General features: G+C 58.6%; 8 protein-coding genes and 2 pseudogenes. 4 read left to right on the plus strand and 6 right to left on the minus strand.

Annotated features, from left to right (window positions below; genetic code table 11):
• The 5 genes from BN871_RS14025 to BN871_RS14045 form a co-directional block, all read right to left on the minus strand.
• Positions 1 to 1,238: glucose-1-phosphate adenylyltransferase (locus tag BN871_RS14025; protein WP_157060292.1), on the minus strand; the 1,238-nt coding region annotated here is incomplete at its 3' end.
• A gap of 16 nt (positions 1,239 to 1,254) precedes the next feature.
• Positions 1,255 to 3,171, minus strand: a complete 1,917-nt coding sequence (glgB, locus tag BN871_RS14030) for a 1,4-alpha-glucan branching protein GlgB (RefSeq protein WP_048746730.1) — start codon at positions 3,169 to 3,171, stop codon at positions 1,255 to 1,257.
• A gap of 298 nt (positions 3,172 to 3,469) precedes the next feature.
• The gene (locus BN871_RS14035) at positions 3,470 to 3,925 is read right to left on the minus strand and encodes a disulfide oxidoreductase (protein WP_021879222.1); all 456 of its coding nucleotides are present in this window, start codon (positions 3,923 to 3,925) and stop codon (positions 3,470 to 3,472) included.
• Between the two features lie 33 nt (positions 3,926 to 3,958).
• The gene (locus BN871_RS14040; protein ID WP_232313058.1) at positions 3,959 to 4,672 is read right to left on the minus strand and encodes a DsbA family protein; all 714 of its coding nucleotides are present in this window, start codon (positions 4,670 to 4,672) and stop codon (positions 3,959 to 3,961) included.
• Positions 4,673 to 4,796: 124 nt separating this feature from the next.
• A complete protein-coding gene (locus BN871_RS14045; RefSeq protein ID WP_157060293.1) occupies positions 4,797 to 7,040 on the minus strand; it encodes a hypothetical protein in 2,244 nt (747 codons plus the stop codon).
• Between the two features lie 161 nt (positions 7,041 to 7,201).
• On the opposite strand from BN871_RS14045, the gene BN871_RS14050 reads away from it, so the two are divergent.
• From BN871_RS14050 to BN871_RS14060, 3 genes are read left to right on the plus strand one after another with little or no spacing between them, the layout of a single operon-like run.
• Positions 7,202 to 8,572 carry a spore germination protein gene (locus tag BN871_RS14050; protein ID WP_048746732.1) on the plus strand — a complete coding sequence of 457 codons (1,371 nt, stop codon included), beginning with the start codon at positions 7,202 to 7,204 and terminating at the stop codon, positions 8,570 to 8,572.
• Complete coding sequence (locus BN871_RS14055; protein ID WP_021879217.1) at positions 8,569 to 9,672, plus strand: GerAB/ArcD/ProY family transporter; 1,104 nt, start codon at positions 8,569 to 8,571, stop codon at positions 9,670 to 9,672. Before BN871_RS14050 ends, BN871_RS14055 begins: the two co-directional genes overlap by 4 nt.
• Positions 9,669 to 10,754, plus strand: a complete 1,086-nt coding sequence (locus tag BN871_RS14060) for a Ger(x)C family spore germination C-terminal domain-containing protein (RefSeq protein WP_021879216.1) — start codon at positions 9,669 to 9,671, stop codon at positions 10,752 to 10,754. Before BN871_RS14055 ends, BN871_RS14060 begins: the two co-directional genes overlap by 4 nt.
• An 88-nt stretch (positions 10,755 to 10,842) precedes the next feature.
• Here the strand turns inward: BN871_RS14060 and BN871_RS27740 are convergent.
• Positions 10,843 to 11,139 (minus strand): annotated as a pseudogene (locus BN871_RS27740) (alpha-glucosidase/alpha-galactosidase); the annotation flags it as partial.
• Here BN871_RS27740 and BN871_RS27745 point away from each other — a divergent pair.
• A pseudogene (locus BN871_RS27745) lies at positions 11,134 to 11,271 on the plus strand (AAA family ATPase); the annotation flags it as partial. The pseudogenes BN871_RS27740 and BN871_RS27745 overlap by 6 nt on opposite strands.
• Positions 11,272 to 11,326 lie beyond the last annotated feature (55 nt).

Genomic DNA, 11,326 nt, shown 5'->3' on the forward strand with positions numbered 1-11,326 from the left:
TCTGGCCGAGCCGGTGCACACGGCCGATCCGCTGCTCCACCCTCATCGGGTTCCAGGGCAKSKCKWWRTTGATSATGCKGCTCCACCTCCTGAAGTTTTGGACTTCTGCTGATCTTCTCGTCGCTGCCGACGACGGCGATGTCCGGACTGTCGGGGGATCCCATGACGACGCCAGGCTCGATGACCGCTCCCTCGCCGACGATGGCGCGGTAGAGCTTCACTCCCTCGCCGATGATTGCTCCCGGCATGATGACCGATTCGCGGATGAAGCTGCCGGCGCCGACTTCAACGCCATGGAACAGGACCGAACGCTCGACGACGCCTTCGACGACGCATCCCTCGGTGACGAGAGAGTCGGAGATGGATGCCTCCGGAGAGACATAATGGGCCGGGCGGTTGTGGCGGGCGGAATAGATTCTCCACTCGTCGCCGCCGAGATCGAGCTGAGGCTCGGCGCCGAGCAGGTCCATATGCGCCTCCCAAAGGCTGTCGATCGTGCCGACGTCTTTCCAATAGCCCTTGAACGGGTACATATGGAGCCTGATGTCATCCTCCAGCATGCGCGGAATGATATCCTTGCCGAAGTCGTGGCTCGACTTTCGGTCTCCTTCGTCGAGGATGAGGTATTTCTGCAGCACTTTCCAGGAGAAGATATAGACTCCCATGGAGACCACGTTGCTGACGGGATGCTTGGGCTTCTCCTCGAAATCCGTCACGCGGCAGTTCTCGCCGATATGCATCGTGCCGAACCGGCTGGCTTCCTTCAGCTCGACCTCCAGACCGGCGATCGTCACATCCGCTCCGAGCTCCTTGTGATGCTCCAGCATCTTCTCGTAGTCCATCTTGTAGATATGATCGCCGGAGATGACCAGCACGTATTCCGGCTCATAGCGGTCGATGAATCCCATATTCTGATAGATGGCATTGGCGGTTCCTTTGTACCAATCGCCGCCTTTTGATTTGACGTACGGGGGGAGCACGGCCATTCCGCCGTCGCTGCGGTCGAGCCCCCATGGGCTTCCGATGCCTAAATACCGGTTCAGCTCAAGCGGCTGGTACTGAGTCAGGACACCGACCGTGTCGATGCCGGAATGCATGCAATTGCTCAAGGTAAAATCGATAATCCGGTATTTGCCGCCGAAGTGGACGGCCGGCTTGGCCAGATCCTTCGTCAGGACTCCCAGCCGTTTGCCTTCTCCGCCGGCAAGCAGCATGGCGATCATCTCTTTGTGGCCCATGGTACCCATCTCCTCGTCAATGTGTTCCCCGCGGCCGGAATTCTAGGAGCTGGAAGCTGAGCGGGGGCAATTCCACGGTAAGGCTGTAATCTCGTCCGTGCATGGGTTCAGGCTTGCTGAGATAGTGGGTCGGCAGCCCGTCAAGGCTGCCTCCATATATGGAATCGCCGCTGTGCAGAAGAAGGGAGTAGCGCCCCTTCTCCGGCACGCCGACTAGGAATTCCCCATAGTTGCTGCGCGAGAAGTTCGCGACGGCCACGACGAACCTGCCGCCCTCGCCCCTGCGGATGAAGGAGACGACGCTCTGGGAAGCGTTGTTCGCGTCGATCCACTCGAAGCCTTCGGGATCGTAGTCCTTTTGCCATAGAGACGACAGCTTGCGGTAGAGATGGTTCAGCTTGCGTGAATAGTGCTGCATCTGCCGGTGGGAGTCGTACTCCAGCACCATCCAGTCCAGCGATTCGCTATCCTTCCATTCGTCGAATTGCCCGAATTCTCCTCCCATGAACAGAAGCTTTTTGCCGGGATGGGTCATCCAGAATCCGTAAAACAGGCGGAGGCCGTCGAACTTCTCCCCGTAGCTGCCGGGCATCTTGTTCAGCAGCGAGCGCTTGCCGTGCACGACCTCGTCATGGGACAAGGGCAGCACGAAATTTTCGGTATAAGCATACATAATGGCGAAGGTAAGAAGATTATGCCGCTTCGGCCGCTCGGAAGGATCAAGCTGCATATAACGGAGCATGTCGTTCATCCAGCCCATATTCCATTTGAAGTTGAAGCCAAGCCCCCCTTCGTGGACGGGAGCCGTCACGCCGGGCTCGGACGAGCTGTCTTCGGCGATCATGAGGGCGTTCGGGAAATAACGGAACACGGTTTTGTTGAGATTCCGCAGGAACTCCACCGCCTCCAGATTGCGCGTCCCCCCGTACCGGTTGAGGCTGTGCATCTCAGGCGGCTTATCCATCGTCAGATCCGTCATGCTGGCCACGGCATCCACGCGAAGGCCGTCCACGTGGAAGATGTCCATCCAGTAGATGGCGTTGGAGATGAGGAAGCTTTGGACCTCGGTCCGGCCGTAGTCGAAAGCGTTGGTTCCCCACAGCGGCTTCTCCGCCAGCTTGGGATCGGCCCCCTCATAGATCGGGGTGCCGTCGAACTGCCTGAGCCCCTGCTCATCCTTGCAAAAGTGGGCGGGCACCCAGTCGAGGATGACTCCGATTCCCTTGCGGTGGCAGCGGTCGATGAACTTCATCAGGCTCTTGGGACTGCCGTAACGGCTCGTCGGAGCGAAATAGCCGGTGATCTGGTACCCCCAGGACTTGTCGAAGGGATGCTCGGCAAGCGGCATCAGCTCGATGTGGGTGTAGCCCATCTTGACGACGTAATCCAGCAGCTCGCCGCCGATCTCGTCGTAGGAGTAAAAGATTTCCTTGCCTTTGATCTTCCAGGTTCCCATATGGATCTCGTAGGTGAGCATCGGCTCCTCGTAAGGAGATGCGTTTTGCTTGCGGGCCTGCCATTCCTCGTCCTTCCACTTGTAGCTGCCGAGATCGGCGACGACGGATGCCGTGCCAGGCCTCAGCTCCGAGGCGAAGGCGAACGGATCCGCCTTCATCAGCCTGCGCCCGTCGGCAGCGATGATCTCGTACTTGTACATCGTCCCGGCCTTCAGGCCCGGAATGAACAAGGACCAGCAGCCGGTACTTCCTGCCGGTTCCATCGGATGGGAGGATCCGTCCCATCCGTTGAAGTCGCCTGCGACCCGGACTTCGCGGGCGTTGGGCGCCCAGACCGTGAAGCGGATACCGCGTCTTCGGTTCTCGAGCGCGCTGTGCGCGCCGAAGGTGCGGTAGGCGTGATGGGCCTCTCCGCGATTGAACAAATAGAGATCTTTCATGAAAGCTTTATCCGGCAAATCTTGTACGATTGGCATGGGGCACCTCCGGAGGAATGGGCTGTTCGGGGCGGTCGTCATGTTCGGCATGCCTAGTCCTTCAAGTATATCAAAACATCCGGATAAGGAGATAAAAATCGTCATGTAAACGCTTTATAAACGGACTCGCCTTAATCATATACCCACGCCTTTAGTCTTACAAACCAAAACTTGTATGCAATTAAAAAAAAGCCTGCATCGGATGCAGGCTGGGGCATTTGAAACGGTGAAAAGCATGTCGATTCTTGTCTGGATATGTCTATGGTCGCAGTTGACGCAGGTTCTGGTTCCTTCCTGCCTAGGATCGGCGCGATCCCTTTCCGCCTGTCAGCAGGCAAACGAGGATGGCCGCGAAGGCAGTCATCGACAGGAGAGGAATCGTAATGAAGCCGAGCCAATTGAGATAGTCCCGGTTGCACGGCACGCCAGACTTGCACGGCACGAATCCAGCGAGGGAAGGATTCCAGATTTCAAGGTTGTGGTAGAGGGCGATCAGGAACCCCGCGGCAGCCAGAGGAAGAGCGTATTTGGCGATGCCCCTGTCCCCTTTGTATACCGCGACGCCGAGAATGACGGCCAGCGGATACATGGCGATGCGCTGGTACCAGCAGAGGTCGCAAGGAATGAACCCTTTGACCTCGCTGAAGTACAGGCTGCCGAGCGTCGCGACGAGGGCGACCATCCAAGCGAAATAAAAGCGGTAACGAGGCCAGAAGCCTTCGACCGGCTGCTCTTCTTCTTCACTCCGTATCATGCAGTCTCCGTCACTCCTTGGGGGCGGTTAGGATCATTTGCTCGCGGCCTCGATCTGTCCCTTGAGATCGTTGTAATCTTTGAAGCTGACCAGCTTGCCGTTCAGGAACAGCGTCGGAGTGCCCTGCACGCCGGACTTGGCGGCCAGGGAATTATGCTCCTTGACCCGGTCCGCGTAGACGCCGCTTTGAATCTCCGCCAGCATCTTGTCGTAATCGATGTCGAGCTTCGCATCCTTGGCGATCTGCACCAGCTTCTCAGGCGTCGCCCATGCGGTGTTCTCGTCTTCTTGATTGGCATAAAGAGCATCATAATAAGTCCAGAAAGCGTCCGGCTTCTGCGTCCGGACCGCTTCAGCGGCTTCGGCGGCCGTACTGGAATCCTTGCCGATGAAAGCGTAGTTGGCGAAATAAAGAGCTGCTTTGCCCGTGTCGATGAGATCCTTTTGAAGCTGAGGCTTGTACGTTTCCGCGAACGTCTTGCAGCTCGGACATTTGTAATCGCCGAATTCCACAATCTTGACCGGAGCGTCCGCGCTGCCCAGTCGAGGCAGGTCGGCATAATCGAAGTCATACGCCTTGGACTGGTTGTTGATGCCCAGAACGATGAAGACAGCTACCGCCACTATGGCGAGGGAAAGCCAGATCAGCGCCCCGTTGCCGCCTTTTTTCTTGTTCGGATTGACGTAGGCTTTGCTGCCTTGGCTCTTGTTCCTGTTCCTGCTCTTGTTGGCGGAGGATTTGCTCAAAAGGGCGTCCAACCTTTCTGTGATCCCTTGAATCGGATCGTTCATGATTTGGGATGAATGAGTTCAAAAGCACTTACTAAAGTATAGCCAGCATGGGACAAAGGCGTCAAGCGCCTTAAACCTCTCAACCGGGGGGAGAAATCGACGATTTGGAGAAATCCGGGCCATATAATCCGATGTTGTCCAGCATCAGCTTTCCGGGTCCGCTTCCGGCGGATCGGAAGCGGATCTCGACGGATACGAGCCCGTCCGTGTCGAGACTCGGGTTCAGCATGGCGAACAGCTTCAATGGCATCCGGTAGGAATGCAGGACCGACGCGGCTGCGGCCTTGTATTTCCCTTTGCTCCAGCCTTCCGCCAGCCAGGACATGCGCAAGTAGCGCGGAGCTTCGGGAGGGGAGATCGGTCCGACGGCAGCCTGAGAAAATTGTCCATCCGCATCGGTCAAGCGGACGGTTGCGGTGATCTCCTGCGGCTGGCAAGCGGAGCCGTCTGCATCGCACAGGTCCATGGAGCGGTTAGCTGCGGAGAAAGTGATGCCCCCGGCCGGCTGAATGACCGGCGGCTCCTCCAGACGAATACGGTAATAGTCCTCGCCGCTGCCGGCGGCCCAGGAAAAGACCCCGGCCAGGCTGTCCTGTCCTCCCCCGCTTCGGCTCGGCACCGGCTCGACGGCCGCACTCAAGCCTGGCGCCGCTTCCGCTGCCGGCAAGCTTGGAGGATCGCCGGCCTTTTCGAAGTCCTGCAGCATCCGGTAGGACCCGTCTTCATACTGGATGGAATAACCGGGAGAACGGAAGCCGGGGAGGCTGTCGCCCGGATTGCGGATTCGGTCTCTCGCTTCAGCATCGCTCCGGAATACCGCATCCATGAAAGCGGAGATGAAATAGGAAGCGGCCGCCCGCTGCTCCTCTCCGCTCAGAAGCCCTTTCTGGCTGAGCAGCAGCCCGCCCGGGAGCGAATTGTCCATCGTGCCCCAGTCGCTGTTGAACCGGCTGTGATTCGCCTCCGGGATGTAAACGGCCGCTTTGAAGGCGTCGGAGTCCGGTTCGATCGCGGTCCGGTTGTACTGCCGTTCTCCGTAGAAATCCGTCAAGTCCGCGTCCCTGCCGCCTTGCAGGACGAGATAGCTGACTCCGCTAAGCTGTGCCCGCTCTCCGTCCGTGATCGTATCCGTCGGCGCGAGAGCCGCGACGGCCCGGATGCAGACGCCGTCCACGCCGCTGCCGAACCAGCGGGAAGCATCCGCGGCCATCGCCGCGGCCTGCCCTCCTCGGGAATGGCCGATCAGAGCGGTCCGGGACAGGTCGATCCGGCCATAGAACGGATTGTCCGGCTGTTCCGCCCATTCGGCCAGCTGCTCCAGATGGCGGAGGAGAAGCCAGGACCGCAGCAGCATATCATCCTCCGGAATATCGGACCATACCGAATAATTCAGAAAGTTCTCGTCTACCGAGACGGCCGCATATCCGCGGGAAGCGAGCATCTCGCCTAGATAGGCGTAGCCTTTATCGGAGTCCTGCTCGGCGAGGTGGTTGCCGTGCACAAGCAGCACGAGCGGGACCGGTTCCTCCCCGTCAGGCAGCCATGCCGTTCCGTTGAGCGGCAGACGTGCAGGCTCGAAGCCCCAATACAAGCTCTTGAGCGGGCTCCACGAAGGCAGCAGCGATCTTGCATCCGCCGTTCTGGAGACAAGCATGGCGCCTTCGGCGAACTCCTCCCTCCGATCCGAACCGCTGCCGTAAGTAAATGCCTGATATCCGCCTTGCCCGCTTGGCGGCGGAGCAAGGGCGTAGTCTGCCGCCTCCCCCGCCATAGCTTCTCCGATGTCTTCGGACATTCGGACAGCCGCAGGCAGCAGCAGCAGCAGTGCCGCTGAGATTGCAGCGGCTTTGAATGCGGCTGGCGTGCCGGCGCCGTCATCGCAGCGCCTGGCCGAAACGGCATGCAGAGCGGACAGCAGCATGCCCGCCGCCATTCCGCAGGCCGTGTACGCCGCTGCGATGACGACGGACCCGGTCCAACCGGCTCCGGAAACCTTCAGCGCCGCGATGGAGCCCGACAGCAGCGTTGCCGCCCCGCCGGCGAACAATCGGGGCAGCGGGAGGCGAAGCCACGTGAAGACAATGGCAAGCAGCATCGAAAACAAGCCCATGGCCGCCGTAGCGGCCAGCACCATCAGCATGACATCCTGCGATGCCCCGAAGCCCGTAGGCGTGCCCATCGCTGACGCGGATGCCAGGAACGCTCCCGCAGCCCATAAGCCCCCCCCATGCCCTTCTCCAGAATAGGCTGTCCCTCTCCGCGAAGCGGAGCCTGCGCTTCGGGCGGTCCGCAACTCGGACTGGAGCGATGAAATTCCGTTCAACTGACATCGGTTGATTCCCCCGACTCTATCATGATGTTGGGTCAAGTATACCAGAGGCTCGGCATGCGCGGCATCCGTTTCCCGCACGCATACATGAGAATCCCCGTTTCCGGACAGGATAAGACTGCCAATGCTACCATTTCCAGATCGGAGGCGCAGACATGCCTGAAATCCTTGAAGCCATCCACCGTTTGAGAGCCGGCTCCGGCAGCCGGAGCTTGTTTGGGATGCTGCGGGATGCTTTCGGCGATTCGGCCGATTACCGAACCGAGGCTGTGGGAGCCTCCGGCTCCGAGCCCGTCTACATCTGCTTTCTCGCTTCCCTCTGCTCCACGCAGAAGCTGGATCTGCTGCTCGGCTCGACAGGCATCGGCGAGCTCTCCGCCAAGCTGAGCCGCTATAACGGCACCTCGATAGGGGAGGCGGACCAGCCGGCCTGCGAGAAAGCGATCTGCAACGGCTCCGCTGTCATTTGCACGTCCTTATCCGAAAACGGCCTTCTCGTCGACCTGTCGGAAACCCAGCAGCGCGGCATCGGCTCTCCGATTACCGAAAGCGTGCTCCAAGGGCCGATGTATGCGTTCAACGAGAATCTGGATGCCAACACCGCTCTCATCAGGCAGCAGATCCGCTCTCCCAAGCTGAAGATGTGGGAAACGAAGGTCGGCGAGTTGAGCCAGACCCGAATCGCGGTCTTTTATTGCCAGGGCGCCGCCGATCCGGACCTGCTGGCGAGCCTGAAGGAACGGATCGGGAACATACAGGCCGACGGCATCCAGGACAGCGGCCAACTGCTCCGGCTGCTCGTCTCCCGGAAAAAGCTGGGCTTGTTCCCGCTGGCGATGTCCAGCGAGCGTCCCGACCGCTCCACGGCGGATCTGCTTCGGGGCAAAATGGTCATTATGGTCAACGGATCCCCTTTCGCCTTGACCGTCCCCGCCGTTTATACCGACTTCTGGCATTCTCCCGAAGACAACTATGTCAATCCTTATGTCGCCTATTTTCTGCTCTCCCTCCGCTTTCTCGCCATGTTCATGAACCTGTTCCTGCCGGCTCTGTATATCGCCCTTACTTCCGTCAACGTGGACGTCAACCGGCTGGAGATCAGTCTGGCCGCTTCCGCCAGCCGCGAAGGGGTTCCCTATCCCGTGTTCGTGGAAACCTTTCTCATGCTGCTCATCATCGATTTCATCACCGAAGCCGGCATCCGGCTGCCAAAGACGATCAGCTCGACGGTGACGATGGTCGGGGGCGTCGTGCTGGGCCAGGCAATCATCCAGGCGAACATCGTCAGCAACCTGCTCGTGATTATCGTCGCCGCGACCGCGATCACCAACTTCATCGTCATCGACTATCAGATGGGGCTTGTCCAGCGCATTCTCAAATACTTCATCGCCATCGGGGCTACCGTAGCCGGACTGCTGGGCATTATGTTCTGCTTCGCCTGCCTTGTGTTCTACCTGAGCTGCCTGGAATCGTTCGGGGCCCCTTACTTGACCTCTCTGCGCAGGAAAGGAGCCATACAGCCATGAAGAAGAATCCCCCTTCCCTGACCGGCTACGACATGTTCTCCATTCAAGTCCTCTTTTTCGGAGCTTCAGCCGGCTTCATCTATCCGAGCCTGATCGTCCGAAGCACGACAGGGGCGTACTGGGTTCCGCTGGTCGTCTGGGCGGCTGTTGCGCTGCTGAGCTGCCTGCTCTACAGCAAGCTGCTCGGCCGCCTGCAGGAAGGCAAGCTGATCGACAGGCTATGCCAATCGGCCGGCATTCCCGCCGCTTTGATCATCTGCCTGCCTCAGCTCATCTTCATTTTCGGAGCTCTTGTCGTCATGCTGAGGGCCTATTCGGAACTGATTACGATGACGATGCTGCCGACGACTCCCATTACCTTTCTCAACGGCATGCTGCTTGCTCCGGGCGCGCTTGCTCTTGCCGGCATGATGCCCATAGCGAGAGCTGCGCGTGTCCTCTATCTAATCAGCACCCTTCTATCCGTCTGCCTGATGCTGATCGGCTTCAGCGACGTCAAGTGGACGCTGGGCGGTCCCTGGCTTTTTACAAACGGTGATTTTCTCATGATAAGGAATTTCTACTCCGGCTCCTTTATCTGGATGGGGTTTGTCTTTACCGCTCTGATCGGCAGCTACAATCCTCGAATCTCGGGACGCTACCGCAAAAGCTATATCTATGCCCTGCTCCTTTCGTTTCCGATGATTGCCGGATTTATTTATCTGCCCGTCATGACTTTCGGCCGCGAGCTCACACGCCACCTGACCTTGCCGTACATATCCAAAATGGATTCCGTCTACCATTATTGGGTCGTCTTCGAGAACCTGACCGCCTTGTTCGTATCGGTCACCATGCTGTACGTGCTGCTGGTCATGGCTTTGAAGCTCCATGCTCTCGGCGAATCCGTTAAAAGCTTGTTCCCCCGCGCCAATCCGATCTGGATTTATGGAATTGTCGTGCTGCTGGTCTATGCATCGGCTTCGGCTCTTCCCTCTTGGAGAGCCGTTGAAGGAACGATATTCTATACGCTGGGCCTAAGGCTGTATGCGCTTTTCGGCTTCCCTCTGCTCGGCCTGGCCCTTTTGTCGGTTCGGGAACGAAAAAGGAAGGTGGCGTCATGAGAAAGATGCGCTTGGTCCGGGCAGCGGCTGCCTGTTGTCTGCTCGGACTGCTGAACGGATGCTGGGATTCCAAGGATGTGGACAACCGGCTGATGATCGGGGCAATGGGACTGGAAAAAGGATCCGGATCGCAAATCCAGGTGTGGATGAGGTTCCCGCTGCCCAAGACCGCCCAAAAAACCGAAGGGAAGGATTTCTTCGCCATGAGCCAGCCGGGCATTACGGTCGCCGATGCGATGAACCGCGCCCGCTACAAGCTGCCCAAATCGCTGGATGCCACCTCCACGAGAGCTCTTCTTCTCGACGATTCGATGACCAAGGTCAGCTTGAAATCTTATTTGGAGTTTGCGGTAAGGGAGCGTTCCGTGCCTCTCGATGCCGTCGTGGCGATCGTCAAGGGAGATATGAGCCGAATCTTTACCAGCCCCAATCCGACCGGTGAGCTCTCCGGCATTTACACCAAGCTTTTTTTTGAACCCTATGCAGGCGGCATCCCCCGCAAAAACAAGACCATGCTGTGGGAAATCTACTCCAAGCTGTACAATCCGCTCCAAGCGAACCTGATTCCGATTCTTTCGGAAGGAACCCAAAACTCGTTCGAGCTTGAGGGCAATGCCATCTACGCCAAAGACCGCATGGCGGGAGTGCTGAACCCGGATGAATCGCTGATCTATGAAATCATCACGCATCGCTTCCATGATTCGGAGGTGAAGCTGATGAGCCGTTCGGACGTCAAAATCGTTCATAACCGCACGCAAGTGAAAACCGCGCTCAGCAGCGGACAGCCGATCATCGACGTCGAGTCCTGGCTGATCGTGACGCTTGTCGACAGCTCGCAGATGAATGAAATGAGCGAGGAAGAGGTTCTGAGGGAGCTGCTGGAGGATTTGAATGTGCAGGCCAAGTCCATGTTCGCGAAAACCCAAAGGGCCGGCGCGGACATATTCGGCTTCGGGAACCGGTATCGCAGCCGGCTGAAGCCTGCTCAGTACGAGCAATGGCCGGAAATGTTCAAAATGGCTAAAATCAGCATGAAGTTCCACATCGACCTGCGCAATACCGGACTCGAATTCCTGGAATGAAAAAAGCCGCCGGAAAGGCGGCAGGCGAATGGATATCCAGCATCGGCGGCCGATCGGCGGTCCATCCGCGGCCGACCGGCGGGGGGAATCAGCGGTCCATCGGAGCGGCGCGATGTTTGCCTTTGTCCGCCTCCCCCGCATTGCGATCGGCTTCCTCGCGGTTCAGCCGCATTTCCTCCAGCGTCTTCGTCTTCAGCCGCGCCGCCCCTTCCGAGGCTCTTACCGGCAGAAGAGGACCTTCTTCAAGACGCTTGCGCGCTTGCGCAACGGCCTCCTTGTATTGAGGAAGCCAGGCTTCGCCGGCGGCCAACATCTCGTCGACCATCTGCCAGATCTCCGGCGGGTTGCAGACGGCACCGACGAGCGGATCCATCATGAMCGCTACGTCCGCCAGACGCAGGGTTATTTGCCCGAGGCCCGCTTCGCCTTCCTCGATGAGATCTTCAAGGCGAGCAGCGCCATCCTGAACTCGCTGCTCTCGATTCTGAACGAGCGGATCTTCTACAATGGGGCGGAAGCGCGATGGTTCTCATTATAGGGAGAGCGGCACCCGCTGTAAACCTTTTTTTAGC

Source organism: Paenibacillus sp. P22, assembly GCF_000469945.2.
GTDB classification, from domain to species: Bacteria; Bacillota; Bacilli; order Paenibacillales; family Paenibacillaceae; genus Paenibacillus_O; species Paenibacillus_O humicus.

What these genes read in the sequence shown, in the direction of transcription:
- glgB (WP_048746730.1), bottom strand. Translation starts at nt 3,171, where the DNA reads ATGCCAATCGTACAAGATTTGCCGGATAAAGCTTTCATGAAAGATCTC.
- BN871_RS14035 (WP_021879222.1), bottom strand. Translation starts at nt 3,925, where the DNA reads ATGATACGGAGTGAAGAAGAAGAGCAGCCGGTCGAAGGCTTCTGGCCT.
- BN871_RS14050 (WP_048746732.1), top strand. Translation starts at nt 7,202, where the DNA reads ATGCCTGAAATCCTTGAAGCCATCCACCGTTTGAGAGCCGGCTCCGGC.
- BN871_RS14055 (WP_021879217.1), top strand. Translation starts at nt 8,569, where the DNA reads ATGAAGAAGAATCCCCCTTCCCTGACCGGCTACGACATGTTCTCCATT.
- BN871_RS14060 (WP_021879216.1), top strand. Translation starts at nt 9,669, where the DNA reads ATGAGAAAGATGCGCTTGGTCCGGGCAGCGGCTGCCTGTTGTCTGCTC.